Raw genomic sequence first — 17,612 nt, 5'->3', positions numbered from 1 at the left:
GCCGTCATATCAGGAGAGCAATGGAAACACAAAATCGATTGATTACATAAGGGAATTAAAAACTACTACTTATAGACAAATAAAATCTTCGACAGCGTTGACAACTTTTGGTGTGATGGAAGGGCTAGACAGAAAAACCAGCAAACCACTTTAATCACAGAAAGTGGCCCTAGAAATCAGGAGTTCATGTCATATGAAAAGACAAAAACGAGATTCCTCCCACCGCGCTTTCATCAAAGGTTACCAAGCAGGCTACCATGGCCGAAACAAGACACTATGTCCTCACTCAGAAGAAACCACACTGGCTCAGGACTGGTGCAACGGTTGGCGGGAAGGTCGTGAAGATAACTGGAGCGGCTACAAGGAACAGGCCGTTCAGCAGAAAGTCAGCAACCTGTAAATTTCTACCCATTTTCCCTAACGGGGCACTGTCCCCCTGAAAAGTCCTGACCGGACTCAGGAAGCGGCTTGTGGAGGCAAATAGCCTCCCGCCGCTTCCAACCAGTACCGTGCCGCCATCCCCAAGCAACGTTCAAATCGCGCAAAAAGGCGCTGTTTCACGGTGATTAATGGTTGCCTGAACAAGGTCCAATAACTCCCGCAGCGCCACCGAGAACATGGCAAAATCCCGACCTGGCGTAGTGTGCAGCTCATGCATCATATCCATCCAGCGGGCAATCAGGTGCGGGTGTGTCGCTTTCCAGGCCTGGATCGCCCCATCGATATCCCTCACGCCATTAACCTCGGCCAGCAGTGCCCCGCACAACGCGCGGCGCTGCCCCTCCAGATCATCCACATAAGATTCACGGGCGAAATCCTGCCAGCGATTGTCCGGTTCGAGATGAATAATCTGTTCGCCAAACCAATCGAGATCCAGTTCCGTGCCCAGTTTAAAATAAAGCTCCAATACCAAGCCAACAGGTTTCCTGTCGGTGGCTGCCAGGTCAGCAATACCAAAGCCGAAAAACAGAAAATTGGCACTGGCCACCAGCATCGCCACATCCTCCTGCACCCCGAGCTCGATCAGACGCTGCACTTCTTCCTGCCAGTCATTGGCTTCTTCCCGAAGAAACAGCGTCGGCAACAGGAGCTGCAGCTCCACCAGTTTAGGCCTGAGCGTTTGCACTTCCTGTTGTGGGTTGAGGCAGGAACGGCGATTCCGCAATACCCACCGCGAGGCTCGACGCCCCATACGCATCAGGGCGTGAAACAGCTCGAATTGCACCTCTGCCGGGACCAGGTAATCCAGGGATTCGACCCGTCTCCAGAAATGGTCGATGCGCAACAGGTCTCTGGCGACAGCAAATGCCCGCATCACATCACTGACACTGGCACCAGTGGAGGCAATCTGCCGCTGAAAATAGGGGACCCCCATCAGGTTGACCATCTCGTTGACCAGCTGATTGGCTATAATTTCGCGCTTCAGACTGTGTTGTAACAGTCTGTCGGGGTAATTCTGTGAGAGGCTCTTGGGGAACGCCCCGGCAATCATTTTGGTCAGATAGGGGTCTTCTGGTGCATCGGATTTGAGCACCTCATCCTTAATCAGGATTTTGGCATAGGACACCAGAATCGCCAGCTCGGGATGCGTCAGGCCAAGCTGACGTTTCTCACGATCCTTGAGCGTCTCGTCGTCGGGCAAATACTCCAGTGAGCGATCGACCAGGCCACTGGCTTCCCAGTCCACGATCGCCCGCCAATACTCTGAAAAATTGGTTTTACAACGGTAGTGCGCAAGGCTTATGGCCAGGGTCTGGCGATAATTATTGGCCAACACCAGTTCGGACACTTCCTCCGTCATGTTCACCAACACCTGGTTGCGTTGCTTGGTGGTGAGATCTTCGCTTTGCACCAGCCCATTCAGCAAAATTTTGATATTGACCTCATGGTCAGAGCAGTCCACTCCTCCCGAGTTATCAATAAAGTCAGTATTACAGGCACCCCCCTTGAGCGCATATTCAATGCGGCCCCGTTGGGTCATGCCGAGATTGCCGCCCTCGCCGAATACACGGCAGCGCAATTCCCGGCCATCGATACGAACGGCATCATTGGCGCGATCACCAACGTCCTGATGGCTTTCCCCTGCCGCCTTCACGTAACTGCCTATACCACCGTTCCAGATCAGATCAACCGGTGCTTTCAACAGGGCATTGATCAGCTCGTTGGGCTTGAGTGCCGTCTGGCTGATATCCAGCGACGCCTGAATTTCCGGGGTCAACTCGAGTAGCTTTGCGTTGCGGGAAAAAACGCCACCTCCGGGCGATATCAACGTCTGGTCATAATCTTCCCAACTTGAACGCGGGAGGTGAAACAACCGCTCCCGCTCTGCAAAACTCGCCTCGGGATCGGGGTCGGGGTCGATAAAGATATGTTGGTGGTTGAACGCGGCCACCAGCTTGATATGCCGGGACATCAGCAGACCGTTGCCAAACACATCGCCAGCCATATCGCCGATACCGATGACCGAAAAATCCTCTGCCTGAGTATTGAGCCCCAATTCTCGAAAATGGCGCTGTACTGAAACCCAGGCGCCTTTGGCAGTAATACCCATCTTTTTGTGATCGTAGCCGTGGCTGCCACCGGAGGCGAAAGCATCACCCAGCCAGTGACCGTAGGCCAACGATAACTCATTGGCATAATCGGAAAAAGTGGCTGTTCCCTTATCTGCCGCGACCACCAAATAGGGGTCATCGTCATCGCGCCTGACCACACAGGGCGGCGGAACAATGTCAGCACCAACCACGTTATCGGTAAGATCGAGGAGCCCTGAGACAAATAAACGGTAACAGGCAATACCCTCCTGCATCAGCTCTTCCCGACCCGGATTGCGCGGCATCTGCTTCGCCACAAAACCACCCTTGGCACCGGTCGGAACAATCACTGCATTTTTAACCTGCTGGGCTTTCACCAGACCCAGCACCTCGGTGCGATAATCCTCCAGACGGTCGGACCAGCGCAGTCCACCCCGCGCCACCTTGCCCATTCGCAGATGAACACCCTCCATCCGTGGGGAATAGACAAAAATTTCGTAAAGCGGCCGCGGTTCCGGCGCATCGGCGATTTCTCTGGGGGCGAGTTTTACCGCAATACAGGGCTTTTGTTGGTCATCAGCACTGAGCTGGAAGTAATTGGTGCGCTTGGTGGCATTGATCAGTTGCTGGTAGCTGCTCAACACCTTGTCCTCATTGAGGTTGCTGACCTGCTCCAGCGCATCGAGAATTTTTTGATTGAGGCGCTCGGCACGACCATATTCTTCGCTCTGAGGGGTCACAATCTTGGGATCAAACAGACAGCGGAACAGCGCCACCAGGTTTCGGGTAATGTCGAGATTGGCCGCGAGTGTATCCGCAATAAAATCCTGACTGAAGTTGCTACCCAATTGCTTCATGTAGCGGGCATACAGCCGCAACAGGGAAACCATTCGCCAGTCCAGCCGGGCACCGACTACCAGATGATTGAAGCGATCATTTTCGGTTTGCTGGGACCAGACGGCTTTGAACGCATCCTGAAAGGTATTTCTGACCAGTGATACATCCACATCCACGTCCAGCCCGAAGCGCAGTGTGAAATCATGTAGCCATATCTCGCCACCCCGCCGCGGCGCAATCTGGTAGGGATGCTCTCCCAACACCCTGAAACCAAGATTTTCCAGCATCGGCACAAGATTGGAGAGCTCTAACTGGTGGTGGCGATGGAACAGCTTGAAGCGCATGACATTCTGGTCTGCACCCGCCTGCTGATAAAAACCGGTGGCAATTTCCGCATCATTGCTCAGCTCATGGAACAGCTGAATATCATGAATGGCCGAGCGGTGATCAAAGTGATCCATATAGCTGGCGGAGAAGGCATCCCGATAAATGCGGGCCATATCCCTGCCCAGTGACTCACCCCACTCATCCAGCGCCGCACGTTCTAACTCGTCATTCCAATCGAGAGTCAGCTCAATAATCCGACCGATCAGTTGCTCCCGGTCAACTTCCCGGTAGCGACTGGAATTGACCCTCAGCACAAACCGGGTTCGAGCCAGCAGCGACTCGGAGAAACTGGTATTGAACTCGCACTCGGTGGCATCAAATTCGTGTTTGAGCATGTGTTCAATCGCGGTCCGAATGGAAGTGCGGTAGATATCCCGCGGCATGTATACCAGACAGTTGACGAATTTCTCGAAAGGATCAACCCGAATGAAGAGCCGCACCAGACGCCGTTCACTGATCTGCCAGATACCGACCAATGTTTCGTACAACTCATCGGCAGAGGAATGAAAAAGCTCGTCCCTCGGATGAACTTCAATCAATTGGGAGATCGCTTTGAAGTCATGACTGCCCGGACTGAAACCGGTACGATCCAGCACGTTTTGAACGCGCTGGCGGATCAACGGGATCTTGAATGGGCTGACGTTATAAACCGCTGAAGTATAAAGCCCCATAAACAGGTATTCACCAATGACAACCCCCTTTTTGTCATAGTGTTTCAGCACAATAAAATCCGAGTAGGCCTGTCGGTGAACCCTGGAGCGCAGGGATGACTTGGTAAAAGCCATCGGGGCATCGCCCTCGTAAAATGCCTGGATACCGGGGCTGAGTTCGCTCAGTGCCTTTTTTTCAATATCGATCTGATGGCGACGAAAAATGCCGAGCTGCCGTTCCGGGAGATGTTTCAGCGCGGGCGAGCCGCGCTCTTTTAAAAGCCGAAACTCCGAACAACCCTGAAAGATAAAAGCGCCGTCACGCAACCACTCGAGAAAGGCAGCCAGTTCATCCGCCTCACATACCGGTAGGTTTGCATGATTTTCCCTGACACCGGCTATTGCGTGATCAAGTCGTTCCGACATCGGGATAAAATCGTCGGTCACCACCTCGACATCGCGCAATACATCCAGTATGTCGTGCTCCAGCGACTGATGCTCGTCACCCGACGTGCGCAGATCCACATCGATATAGATCAGCGCTTCAGCGCGGCTACCGGGCGTTGACGGGTCGGCAAACAGATCGACCAGAACGCCATTCTGATCGCGAACAACCTGAAACACCGTGCTCTTGATCAGCTGGATATTGAGTCCTGCACGGTTAAGCTGGATGCGTACAGAATCCACCAGAAACGGCATATCCCGTTGCAGGATGAACAACGCAGTGGCATCACTGACCCAGCCATCCTCCTCCAGGACCGGGTTGAACACGCGAACAGTAGGACGATCTGGCACCACCTTGCGGGTAAAGTTGTACAGACTGAACACAAAACCCTGAACATCATCCAGCTGTTCATGGGCCAGCTCGTGCAAAGGAAACAGTTCGAAGATTTTTCTGGAGAATGGCACTAACTGCTCTGCCAGTTCCGCCGGATATTTTTCGATTAACTGCGCTTCAAGGGAGGCAAAAAAATCACCTTCAAAAACTCGCTGCATGATCACCCCTTTCCCGTGTTTTTATGAGTAAGCCCGCTACCTGATCATTCCCGGTGCTCAGCGCGACAGAATAAGCCATAACTGAACTTCATCTGCTACCTACAGTCTAGATTAACCTCATATGATTGCCCTGTTTGGGTTAGCGGCCACCAGGCATTACAATCTCTGACCACCGTTATAACAAGAAGTAAGCATCAGCATGACTCATCAGCAAAAAATTTTGCAGCTCCGCGATTATCTCAATACCCAGATTGTCGGTCAGCCCCACCTGATAGACCGGCTGATTATTGCCATTCTGGCAGATGGTCACCTGTTGGTGGAAGGCGCCCCCGGGCTGGCAAAAACCAAAGCCATCAAAACCCTGGCGGATGGCATTACCGGTGATTTTCACCGTGTCCAGTTCACGCCCGATCTGTTGCCCTCCGACATCACCGGCAGTGATATCTATCGCCCGGAAGATGGCAGTTTTCAATTTCAGCCGGGACCGATTTTTCACAACCTGGTACTGGCCGACGAGATCAACCGGGCGCCGGCCAAAGTCCAGTCAGCACTGCTGGAAGCCATGGCAGAGCGCCAGATCAGTGTGGGCCGCAGCACCTACCCACTGCCCAGGCTTTTCCTGGTCATGGCCACTCAGAACCCCATCGAACAGGAGGGCACCTACCCGCTGCCGGAAGCGCAAATGGACCGCTTTCTGATGCACGTCAACGTAGACTACCCCGAAGCAGAGGCCGAGCGGCAGATTTTGCGCCTGGCTCGCAACGAGGCATTGCACGAACCGATAGCGGCCATCGATAAAGTCTCAGAGGAGACCCTGCTGGAAGCCCGCAAGGAAGTTTTGTCAGTCCACATGGCAGAACCCGTGGAGGAATATATCGTCCAGTTGATCCTCGCCACCCGCAACCCCACCGATTATTGCGAAAAACTGGGCAGCTGGCTTGATTTTGGTGCCAGCCCAAGAGCCACCATATCGCTGGACCGCTGTGCCCGGGCCTGCGCATGGCTCAAGGGCCACGACTACGTTTCCCCGGACGATGTGCGCAGCGTGATTCACGATGTCTTGCGCCATCGCCTTATTCTGAGTTTTGAAGCAGAGGCCAGCGGCATCAATCCGGACCGGGCAATCGATACCCTGATCAGCAACGTACCCTCTGCCTGATCAATGGACGACCCCGATCTCAACAATCCCGCCATCGCCGATGTCACCACCCTGGTAGGCATGCGCTTCGGCACGCGCGACCTGAAATTCTTCCCCCGGCGAATGGCGAAAACCTCGTTGATGGGAGGGCACCACTCGCGGACGCGAGGCCGGGGCATGGACTTTGAAGAAGTCCGGCAATACCAGCCCGGTGACGATATCCGCTCGATCGACTGGCGTGTCACGGCCCGCACCCTGACGCCCCACACCAAGTTGTTTCGGGAAGAACGGGAGCGACCCATCCTGGTGATTACTGACCTGCGCCCCAACATGTTCTTTGGCTCAAAAATGCTGAAATCCATCACCGCCTGTCAGCTGGCCGCAGCGCTCGGCTGGGCCGGGCTGAACGCCAATGATCGGGTTGGCGGACTGATTATCGGTGCGGAGCAGCATCGCGAAATCCGCGCGCGTCGCAGCAGCCACAGCGTCTTGCAGTTGATCCACCAGTTAAGGGACTTCAGTGCACTGCTGACCCGCTCCGTGCCCGGCAAATACAGCATGGTCGATATCATGCGGGACAGTCGGCGGGTAGCACTACCCGGCTCAACACTGTTTCTGATCAGTGACTTTCATGACCTGGACAAAGACTGCGAACAACACCTTTTCGAATTGGCCAGACACTGTGACGTCAACCTGTGCCAAATCCATGACCCACTGGAAAAGCAGTTGCCACCCCCGGCCCTCTACCAGGTCAATGACGGTAACCAGCAATTTTCACTGAACACCCGAAGTCGTGAATTACGCGAGGAGTTTGAACAGCACTTTCTCCGTCATCAGGCACGGCTGCGACAGCTGTGCACGCAATTGCGCATGGGGCTGATGACTTTTGAAACAGGAACCTCTGTCATACCGACCCTGCAACAGACTTACAGCAGAAAAAAAACCGGCCGTCACTCATGAATCCCCAGGATCCACTCTCACAGTTGCGCGACATTCACCTGCCCGATCCGGTCGGCTGGTGGCCCCCTGCCCCGGGCTGGTGGTTGCTGGCACTACTGCTATTGAGCGCAATGACTTACTGTCTCTGGAGGTTGAAAAAGCGGCACCAGGACAATCGCTATCGACGGGAGGCACTGCATTGCCTGGCCGAGCTGGAGCAATCCCTGGCGGGACAACCGCTCGAATATTGCCACGCCATGCTGGCACTCCTGCGCCGTACCGCGAAAACAGCCTATCCGGATCAGGCCCTCGAGTCGGAGCTGACACCACAGTTATTGCAACGGCTTAACCAGCAATGTCGGCGAACGCTGTTTGACGAAACACTACAGCAACAGTTGACAGTCCTGCCCTATCGGGCTGACCCGGAAAATATCGACCACCTGGTTATTTCCCTGCACACCGCTATCAAACGATGGCTTGAACAACATCAGCGGAGTAAATCATGCTGACGTTTGAATGGCCCTGGCTGTTTATCCTGTTACCGGTGCCGGTACTTTACCGGATGCTGCGCAGCCGAGCCGAGGCGACGACACCGGCCCTGAAGGTGCCCGTCTACTCGGCGCTGTCGAGGAATGTATCGGTGCAAAAAAATGGCGGCAGCTGGCACTGGTTTGCACTGGCACTGCTGACAGCCACCTGGATTGCTCTGCTCGCAGCGGCTGCCCGTCCCACCTGGGTTGGCGACCCCATTGCCATACCCAGCACTGGCCGGGATCTGCTGATGGCCGTGGATATCTCCGGCAGCATGCAAGAAACCGATATGCAGATAGGCGGCAATACCGTTGACCGGCTCACTGCCGTCAAACAGGTAATCGGAGAATTTGTCGAGCGCCGACAGGGCGACCGCATGGGGCTGATTCTGTTCGGTACCCGCCCCTACCTGCAGACGCCGCTGACATTTGATCGAAGGACCCTGAATGTGCTGCTCAATGAAGCCCAGATTGGCTTTGCCGGCGACCGCACCGCCATTGGTGATGCCATCGGTCTGGCGGTGAAACGCCTGCAGCCTCGACCCAAAAGTCATCGGGTCCTGATTTTGCTGACGGATGGCGCCAATTCTGCCGGCCGGGTTAAACCACTCGAAGCGGCCGACATCGCGGCCAGGGAAAATATTGTCATCCATACCATCGGCATTGGTGCAGAAGTCAAGCTGGAGCGCAGCCTCTTTGGCACGCGACGGATCAACCCCTCCAGCGACCTGGACGAAGCGACCCTGACTGCCATCGCCGAGAAAACCGGTGGCCAGTATTTCCGTGCCCGCAACCCGGAGGAGCTCGAGGCGATCTACAGACAGCTTGATAAGCTGGAACCGATCGCCCAGGAAGCGGAAACCCTGCGACCGACCAAAGCATTATTCTACTGGCCGCTGGGGTTCGCACTGCTCTGCAGCTTTGCAATGGCAGCCCTGACAAATCGCGGGGATAACCGCTGATGAGCATGCTGCAAGCGCTGTCCGACTTTCATTTTCTGCGACCGGCCTGGTTGCTGGCCATTCTGCCGGCACTGCTCACCAGCTGGTGGTTACACCGCTCCCAGATCAGGCGGGGCAACTGGCATCGGGTCATTGCACCGGAACTGCTACCACTGCTACTGGATGAATCCACCCACCACAAACGGCGTTCACTGGTCGCGGTTTCACTCCTCGGCTGGATCATCGCTGCGCTTGCCATGGCTGGTCCCACCTGGGACCGAACACCCCTGCCAATCCACAAACAGGAAAGCGCGCTGATTATCCTGTTTGATCTCTCGCCCTCCATGTTGTCCCAAGATCAAAAACCCAACCGGCTTACCCGTGCACGGCTGAAACTGATCGAGTTGTTGCAGCAACGCAAAGAGGGGGCAACGGGGTTGATCGCCTACGCTGACGACGCCTTTGTGGTCAGCCCTCTCACCGACGACGCCAACACGCTTGCAGCACTGGTTCCGGCTCTGGACCCCAACATCATGCCCGGCCCCGGTAGCCATGTTGAATCCGCCGCACAAAAAGCCATGGAGCTGGCGCTCAATGCAGGAGCCACCCGAGCGGACATACTGTTAATAACCGATGGTGTCGCCGAGCGCGCCCGGGATGAGCTGAGTGGTATCTTTCGCGGTATGGGCGATTTCCGCCTCTCGGTGTTCGGTATTGGTACTGCAGAGGGGGCGCCCATCCCTATTGGCGGCGGCGGATTTGCCAAGGACAGCAGCGGCTCTATCGTTGTGCCGCATCTGGATGAGCGGGGGCTAAAACAACTGGCAAACCGGCATGATGGCCGCTACACCGCCATCACGGCAGATAACACCGATATCAACTACCTGCTGGAGGGCTTCAAAATCGGACCAGACTCTTCCACCCGTCAGCTTGAGCGCAACTTCGATAGCTGGCATGACACGGGCTATTGGCTGGTGCTGCTGTTATTACCGATACTGGTGCTGGCTTCACGTCGCGGCATAGTCCTTGCTTGTCTGATACTGACACCACTGTTTGGTCTACCCGTGCCCGCCCAGGCCCTGAGCTGGGATGATCTCTGGCTGACACCTGACCAACAGGCATCACGGGCCTTGCAGGAAGGCGATACCGCCACCGCCCAGGAAAAATTCAATAACACGCAATGGAAAGCGGCCGCCGCTTACCGCAATGGTCAATACGACCAGGCCACCAAACTGTATCAGGGTGATTCAGCCATCGATCACTACAATCGCGGCAATGCACTGGCAAAAGACGGCAAGCTGGAAGAAGCCATTGCCAGTTACAACCAGGCCCTGGCGCTGGTACCGGAAATGGAAGATGCCCAGTTTAATCGTGAACTGGTGGAACAACTCAAGCAACAGAATCAGCCGCAAGATCAGCAAAGTCCTCAGGATCAGCCAAAACAAGACCCCCAGGAAAAACCTGAAGATCAGCAAAATCAGCAACAGCCCGGCGAACAGGACCCCGAAGATGCCAATGACGGTTCTGACAATCCGTCCGGAAGCAATAACCAGAATAGTGCCGAGCCACCTGACTCTGGAAAAAAGGAAGGGGAAAAAGAAGGAGAACAGGAAGGCGGACAACCGCAGACGGAAAACCAGCCAGAATCCTCCGAACAGGCGACCGACCAGCAACCCTCTCCCGGCGATGCGGAGGAAAGCGAACAGCCCTCACAGGGGTCACTGCCGGAAATGAGCGAGGAAGAAAAACAGGCCATGGAGCAGTGGCTGAGAAAAATCCCGGATGACCCCGGTGGCTTGCTGCGGGAAAAATTTCGCTATGAATCAAGAAAGCGTGAATTCGAGGAACGCCGCGGTATTAACCCGCCCGGCGATCAGGAACAGAGGTGGTAAAAGTTGATGAACGCTGATTGGGGTAGATCACTGTTATTTTACGTTTTTGTTCCGCTGTTACTGTTGCTGGGCAGCGCCGGGGCCACTGCTGACGACTTGTCGGCGACAGTGGACCGCAACCAGCTCAATCGCGGTGAAACGGTCGAGTTGCGGGTTCGATTCGACAGCCAGACATCTGGCGAGCCGGACTTCTCTGTGCTGGAAGAGAACTTTGAGATCCTCTCCCGCCGCCAGCAAAACCAGTTTTCACTGATCAATGGCAAGGCGATCTCCTACACAGAGTGGCTTCTGGAGCTGCTGCCCAGAGAAACGGGGGAAATACTGATCCCGGAGCTTGATTTTAAAGGCGTGAATAGCGAGGCAATCACCCTGCAGGTGGAAGATCGCCGCCCTGCAGCGAAAAACAGGGATCCGATATTTGTTGAAACCGAGCTGGATAAAACCACCGCCTATGTTCAGGAACAGCTGTTACTGACTCTGCGGATTTTCACATCAGAACCCCTGCTCGGCCTCAGCAGTGACGGCTTGTCAATAGACAACACCTCCATACTACAACTGGCGGAAAACCAGTATCAGACCCGCGAAAATGGCGTGGTTTATCAGGTCAATGAAATCAAATACGTGTTGTTCCCGGAGGCCAGTGGCGAACTGGTCATACCCCAGATTCGTCTGAATACGGCTATTCCGGATCGCCGCGATCCTTTCTCGGGCTCTCTTTTCGGAAACCGGGGCAAGCGTGTCCTGCTCTATTCGGACGAGCAAAGCGTGACTGTTCTGCCCCGCCCCACCAACTCGGGTGGTGGGGCCTGGCTTCCAGCCAAGGGGCTCAGTCTCACCGAGCGTTGGAGCCGCCCGCCCGATGAACTGGTGGCAGGGGAACCGATCACCCGTACCATCACACTGACCGCCCAGGAACTGGCGGCTACTCAGCTGCCCCCCTTGCAAATCCCCAATGGCGATGGTTACAAAATTTACCCCGACCAGCCTCAAATGGATAACAGTGGCGACAGCAGTGGCGTGATCGGATCACGGGTGGAATCAATGGCCATTGTGCCATCCAGAGCCGGAACCATCACACTGCCCCCGGTAACCGTCCAATGGTGGGACACCGTCAGTCAGCAACCGAGGCAAGCAGTCCTTGAACAACGCACGCTGACAGTGAAAGCCGCTGCAGGCCAGGTGCCGGACGTGACCGGAACGGATGAAACCGACAACAGCAACGCAACCGAACCGATAGTTGCACCCGTTGTCGCTCAGGAGTCCGGCCTGCTGATATGGATATTGATCGGGGTGAATCTTTTGCTCCTGATCGCCGTGGCAGTACTGTTTTTGCTGTGGCGCAATAGCCGTCGTCAACCGGCATTGAAAGTCACCCCGGTAGAAACACTGAATGAGCCCGAAGAAACCACATTATTTGCCGAGCTCCAGCGACAATCCAAAAGCGATAACCCGCGGGCATTCCGCCATGCTCTGCTGCGCTGGGCGAGAATATACTGGGACACACCCTTATTGACCCTGCAGGATGTGGCCACCACAGCGCACAGTGACGAGCTGGCCGGAACACTGGATGCGCTGGATCGCACGCTCTACAGCGGCACCGCCCCGGACACGGTCAGCCTGCCGGCGATCTTTGAACAATTAAAACAGCTCAGAAAAAACCGAAAAAACCTGGGCAAACAACAAAAAGGGACGCCACTGGCACCGTTGTATGGCAAGTAAACCGGCAGCGGGTTTCTGTTGACGGGAATATCGCCTGTAATGAATAGCGCCTGTAAAAAGTGCACTGAAATTCAAGAAATGCTGCTCTTTTGTGCATTTTCCTGTTGTGAAGTAAATTGCTTTCCACCCATTGATGAGCGCTTATCCACAGCGGGGGCGAAGAAGCTTCGCGCCGGCCAAGGGATTCAATAAAATGACAATTTGGCATTTTTCATGCAGGATGCTTTACCGAAAAGTCACTCATTTCAACGCTAGGCAAGGATCCAGAGTATGCGTCGAGTTGTTTTCAATCAAAAAGGCGGTGTAGGCAAGTCCAGCATCACCTGCAATCTGGCGGCTATCGCTGCCCACAGTGGCAAGCGGACGCTGTTGCTCGATCTCGATCCACAGGGCAACTCTACCCAGTATCTACTGGGTGAAAACCCTGATACGGCCAACACCATTGCCGATTATTTTTCTCAGACCCTGTCTTTTAACCTCTCGCCAAAGAAACCGGCTGAATTTATCACTGAAACCCCCTTTGCCAATCTGTCGATCATGGCGTCAGACCCCGAACTGGAAGAGATTGAGCAAAAACTGGAATCCCGCCACAAAATCTACAAGTTGCGTGACCTGCTAAACAAGCTGGAACCGCATTTTGATCAGGTGTTTATAGACACGGCACCGGCAATGAACTTTTATACCACCTCAGCACTGGTGAGTGCCGACCGGGTATTGATCCCCTTCGATTGCGATGCATTTTCACGACATGCGCTGTACAACATTCTGCATGTCATTGGCGAAATTCGGGATGATCACAATGAAGACCTGCTGATCGAAGGAATTATCGCCAATCAGTTTCAGCCGAGGGCCAATTTGCCGACACAAATCATCAATGAGCTGATTGCAGAGAAGCACCCGGTACTGCCAATTTATCTGAACCAGTCGGTAAAAATGCGCGAATCGCATCAGGCGGGGAAACCGTTGATTCACTTTGCGCCCAGTCACCCGCTGACCCAGCAGTTCCTGGCACTTCATGAGCATTTGAACAACAAAAAGCGGCCAAAAAAACCCGCGGCCAGGTAATCAACTCAAAGGGGACATTCAGAGCCGTTCTGAATAGAGGGCAAAAAAAAGGAGAGCCAGAGGCTCTCCTGAATATTGACGATGGAACACCCCTTCATCAGGGGTTGGCTGTCACTTCGGAGACGCGCCTCCTTGGCACATCTACCCGGCCAGTGTCTGCCAATCCATCACCTTTGTCATTGACCCGTATCAAGTCGACAGGGCCCAGCAGCCATCTCTCAGAGACTTTTCGAAGCGATCTCATAGGTATCTCTGGACAAGCCAGGCGCTGCCAGCACACGGGAAAGTTGCTCCTGCATCAGTGACTGCGCCGACAGGTCATAGCGTCGCCACTTGGTCAGCGGCGTCAGTTGACGGGAAGCGATCTGCGGATTCAGCTTGTCCAGTGCCAGCACATTATCAGCCAGGAACTGGTAGCCAGCGCCATCCTGCCGGTGAAAGTTAACCGGATTACTGTTACAGAATACACCCACCAGCGCGCGCACCTTGTTGGGGTTATGGAAGTCAAATGCAGGGTGCTTCATGAGTTTTTTCACCCGCTCCAGACCACCTGGACGCATGCAGGAGGCCTGTACCTGAAACCATTGGTTCAACACCAGCGGCTCCTGTTGCCAGTCCTGATAGAACTTGTCCAGCGCCTTCTCTGCCAGCATCACCGCCGCGTCCCGCGGGTCATTAACCAGGCCCGATAATGCCGCCAACCGGTCGGTCATATTGTCCGCTGTCATAAACTGGTCATGGGCCAGCGACAGGGAATCCTCGACACCGCTATTCAACAGGTAGCGCAGGGAAAGGTTTTTCAGACTCCGCCGCGCCATGGCAACACCGGAAAGCGCATATTGTGGCTGCACGTTATCCAGATAGGCTTTACGCCAAGCGGGCGCCAGGGTTTTTCCCAACTCACCACAGACAAAACGACGAACCTGATGGATGGCTTCCACATCAATAACGTCGGCCAACTCCGCCAGCAGAAACTCAGTGGGTAGAGTCAGCACCAATGCCTGCATGGCCTGATCGACCCCGGTTTCATCCAGCACCTTGGCAAATGCCTCTGACAAACGGCTATCCAGCTGCAGTGGTTCACCGGTACGAAAATCTTTCATCAGCGACTGCATTAACGCAATGGAGAGCCGCTGACCGGCATCCCAACGGTTGAAGCCATCGCTGTCATGGGCCATTAAAAAACCCAGCTCATCATAACTATAGGGATAATTCAGTTTTACGGGAGCCGAAAAATTGCGCAGCAGGGAGGGCACAGGGCGACAATCGATGTGCTCAAAAACCACCGTCTGCTCGGTTTCGGTAATTTCCACAACCCGACTGGTTTCGCCCGTCGGACTCAGCGGCAAATCCCCCGCTTCTGTCACCAGTCCCACCGTTACCGGAATATGGAAAGGCTGTTTGTTCTGGCTCTCGGGAGCGGACGGACAGCTCTGCGAAAAGTGTAAGCTGAACTGTCGCTGCTGTTCATCGTAATCACCGGTGACCGTCAGGCGGGGCGTGCCGGCCTGGCGGTACCAGTTCATGAATTGGCTGAAATCCCTGCCACTGACCTCAGCCATGGCGGCTACAAAATCCTCGATGGTGACAGCCTGGCCATCGTGGCGCTCAAAATAGAGGTCAGAGCCGCGACGGAACAGGTCCGGACCCAGCAGCGTATGAATCATCCGCACCACCTCAGCCCCCTTCTCATAAATGGTGGCTGTGTAGAAATTGGAGATTTCCATATAGGAAGCGGGCTGCACCGGGTGAGCCGTCGGACCGCCGTCTTCGGCAAACTGCACCGTGCGGAGCATGGTGACATTTTCAACCCGCTTGACCACCGGGGAACCCATGTCCGCAGAGAACTGTGAATCGCGGAACACGGTAAAGCCCTCTTTCAGGCTCAGCTGAAACCAGTCCCGGCAGGTAACACGGTTGCCGGACCAGTTGTGGAAGTATTCGTGGGCCACCACAGACTCTACCCGATTGAAGCCATCGTCGGTGGTAGTGGCCTGATGGGCCAGCACACAGGAGGTGTTGAAAATATTGAGCCCCTTGTTTTCCATGGCCCCCATATTGAAGTCGTCCACCGCCACGATCATATACAGATCGAGATCGTACTCGCGACCATAGACCTCCTCATCCCAGCGCATGGCGTTTTTCAGGGAGGTCATGGCGTGATCACATTTCTCCAGATCCTTGGCTTCCACATAGAGTTGCAGCACCACGTTGCGGCCACTGCAGGTGGTGAACTTGTCTTCCACCACCGACAATTCACCAGCCACCAGCGCAAACAGGTAGGCGGGCTTGAGAAAGGGATCGTGCCAGGTTGCCCAGTGGCGGCCATCGGGTAGCTCGCCGGTTTCCAACAGGTTGCCATTAGACAGCAAGACCGGACACTCGGCCTGGTCGGCCACCACCGTCGTGGTAAATTCCGACATCACATCGGGGCGATCCAGATAGTAGGTGATACCTCGGAAACCTTCTGCTTCACACTGGGTGCAGTAGATGGTGCGGGATTTGAACAAACCCTCCAGTGACGAATTTTCCTTCGGACGAATAATCACTTCCGAGGTCAGGGTGAACTGATCGGGCACCTCGTGAATCAACAGCTCATCGGCTGTCACACTGAACTGCTCGGGCGTCAACGGCTTACCGTCGATGCTCAGAGATTGCAGCGACAGGCCCTGGCCATCCAGCACCAGGCCGGTTTCCCGGTCATTGGTATCGGGGTTGCGCCGCATTTCCAGCGTGGCCAGAACAACGGTGTCATCCTGGCGGATTTCTACCCGCAACACCGTTTTATCGATCAGATAGCGTGGGGCCCTGTAGTCTTTCAGGTAAATATTGCCCGGCTGGGCATCTCTCATCATCATAATCAATGGGTCACTTCTACATGGTAGGCTGTGTATTTGCGAATATTGATGACCCCGCTGTCAAAAATCAGATACTGGCCTTTTATACCCAGCAGGGTTCCCTCTAACAAGGGCACCTTATCCAGATTGAAACTGGTCACTTTTGTGGGGTACTCCAGCACCGGGTAATCAATATTCATGGGGGCTACATCATCGAGCCGCTGGAGGGCCTGAAGACCGAAACGGTCTTCCAGAGCAATCAGCTGTTTTTCAGTTCGGTCGAACAGTGCATCCCGGATAGCCGGCAGGTCGGCGGGAACAATCTCGCCCTTCAGCATGGTTCGCCAGTTAGTCTTGTCTGCCACATACTGACGCAAAACATCCTCCACCAGGCCGGATTGCTGACGGGTCTTCACTCGCATGATGGGCAGTGCCTGCAAGGCTCCCTGATCAATCCAGCGGGTCGGTAGCTGGCTCTCGCGGGTAATGCCAACTTTCACCCCGGATGAATTGGCCAGGTAGACAATATGATCCACCATACAATGTTGTTCACCCCATTCCGGTTCCCGGCATGTGCCCTCAAAATAATGGCATTTTTCCGGGCTGACAATGCAGCTATCACACTGCGCCAGTTTCGTGAAACACGGGTAACAGTAGCCCTGGCTGAAACTCTTGTTACTGCGCCGGCCACAATGAAGACAGTGAATCGTACCGCTGTACTGAATACGTAGAGTTTTGCCAAGCAGATCGTTCAATGGCAGGCAATCATCGTCCAGCGGCAAACCGTACTGCACCGAGCCGTCCGCCAGAGCTACCCGCATCTTCTTGAGGTGTCCCGAATAATCAGGCATTAATTACGACTGCCATTTGAGGGGCTGCGGGTCATCGCTGTGATCAGGCCGCTTGTTGGTGTCACAGGGTTCAGTTTTTTTCTTGGGCGGAATATAGCCAACGCGCTGGTCTTCAGGTGTGTGGCGGAGATCATAGGCAATGATTGCCTGCATACTGTGTTCCCGCTGAGCTGCGGTAAGCTTTCTGCCATCGGGCCATTTGCCCCGTTCCACAGCCAGTTTGAGACTTTCGTAAATATCGGGAGTGATGGAGTCGATCAGTTGCTGAAAATCCATGGTTTACCTCAGTGACAGCTCGG

General features: G+C 54.8%; 12 protein-coding genes. 8 read left to right on the top strand and 4 right to left on the bottom strand.

The features are described from left to right. The first annotated feature begins 193 nt into the window (after positions 1-193). Positions 194-400, top strand: coding sequence for a ribosome modulation factor (locus QZ516_RS07900; RefSeq protein ID WP_036860551.1), 207 nt, complete (start codon positions 194-196; stop codon positions 398-400). Between the two features lie 132 nt (positions 401-532). Here QZ516_RS07900 and QZ516_RS07895 read toward each other — a convergent pair whose 3' ends face one another. Beyond that, positions 533-5,401: an NAD-glutamate dehydrogenase gene (locus QZ516_RS07895; RefSeq protein WP_297188206.1), complete on the bottom strand. Its 4,869-nt coding sequence runs from the start codon at positions 5,399-5,401 to the stop codon at positions 533-535. Between the two features lie 199 nt (positions 5,402-5,600). Between QZ516_RS07895 and QZ516_RS07890 the strand changes: the two genes are divergently transcribed. The 7 genes from QZ516_RS07890 (at position 5,601) to QZ516_RS07860 (ending at position 13,625) form a co-directional block, all read left to right on the top strand. Continuing rightward, positions 5,601-6,560, top strand: coding sequence for a MoxR family ATPase (locus tag QZ516_RS07890; RefSeq protein ID WP_297188205.1), 960 nt, complete (start codon positions 5,601-5,603; stop codon positions 6,558-6,560). Between the two features lie 3 nt (positions 6,561-6,563). Further along, entirely contained in the window at positions 6,564-7,499 is a 936-nt protein-coding gene (locus QZ516_RS07885; protein ID WP_297188203.1) for a DUF58 domain-containing protein, read from the top strand. Then, positions 7,496-7,987 (top strand): DUF4381 domain-containing protein, encoded by a 492-nt coding sequence (locus QZ516_RS07880; protein WP_297188201.1) that lies wholly within the window; start codon positions 7,496-7,498, stop codon positions 7,985-7,987. Before QZ516_RS07885 ends, QZ516_RS07880 begins: the two co-directional genes overlap by 4 nt. Continuing rightward, positions 7,981-8,970 carry a VWA domain-containing protein gene (locus tag QZ516_RS07875; protein WP_297188199.1) on the top strand — a complete coding sequence of 330 codons (990 nt, stop codon included), beginning with the start codon at positions 7,981-7,983 and terminating at the stop codon, positions 8,968-8,970. Before QZ516_RS07880 ends, QZ516_RS07875 begins: the two co-directional genes overlap by 7 nt. Further along, on the top strand, positions 8,970-10,841 hold the full coding sequence (locus tag QZ516_RS07870) for a VWA domain-containing protein (RefSeq protein WP_297188197.1): 1,872 nt from the start codon (positions 8,970-8,972) through the stop codon (positions 10,839-10,841). Before QZ516_RS07875 ends, QZ516_RS07870 begins: the two co-directional genes overlap by 1 nt. 6 nt (positions 10,842-10,847) lie before the next feature. Further along, positions 10,848-12,560, top strand: a complete 1,713-nt coding sequence (locus tag QZ516_RS07865; protein ID WP_297188194.1) for a BatD family protein — start codon at positions 10,848-10,850, stop codon at positions 12,558-12,560. Positions 12,561-12,830: 270 nt separating this feature from the next. Further along, positions 12,831-13,625, top strand: a complete 795-nt coding sequence (locus QZ516_RS07860) for a ParA family protein (RefSeq protein WP_297188192.1) — start codon at positions 12,831-12,833, stop codon at positions 13,623-13,625. 218 nt (positions 13,626-13,843) lie between these two features. Here the strand turns inward: QZ516_RS07860 and pepN are convergent, their stop codons facing one another. The 3 genes from pepN to QZ516_RS07845 are packed head-to-tail and all read right to left on the bottom strand — an operon-like array spanning position 13,844 to position 17,589. Further along, positions 13,844-16,477: an aminopeptidase N gene (pepN, locus tag QZ516_RS07855; RefSeq protein ID WP_297188375.1), complete on the bottom strand. Its 2,634-nt coding sequence runs from the start codon at positions 16,475-16,477 to the stop codon at positions 13,844-13,846. 8 nt (positions 16,478-16,485) lie between these two features. Further along, on the bottom strand, positions 16,486-17,313 hold the full coding sequence (locus QZ516_RS07850; RefSeq protein WP_297188190.1) for a DUF2797 domain-containing protein: 828 nt from the start codon (positions 17,311-17,313) through the stop codon (positions 16,486-16,488). Positions 17,314-17,316: 3 nt separating this feature from the next. Then, positions 17,317-17,589: a DUF1315 family protein gene (locus QZ516_RS07845; RefSeq protein ID WP_297188188.1), complete on the bottom strand. Its 273-nt coding sequence runs from the start codon at positions 17,587-17,589 to the stop codon at positions 17,317-17,319. Positions 17,590-17,612: the final 23 nt, after the last annotated feature.

Origin of the sequence: uncultured Porticoccus sp. (genome assembly GCF_913061305.1) — a bacterium.
In the GTDB taxonomy this organism is placed as follows: domain Bacteria; phylum Pseudomonadota; class Gammaproteobacteria; order Pseudomonadales; family Porticoccaceae; genus Porticoccus.
The sequence above is the reverse complement of the archived record's forward strand: the minus strand, read 5'-3'. Positions and strand labels throughout refer to the sequence as shown.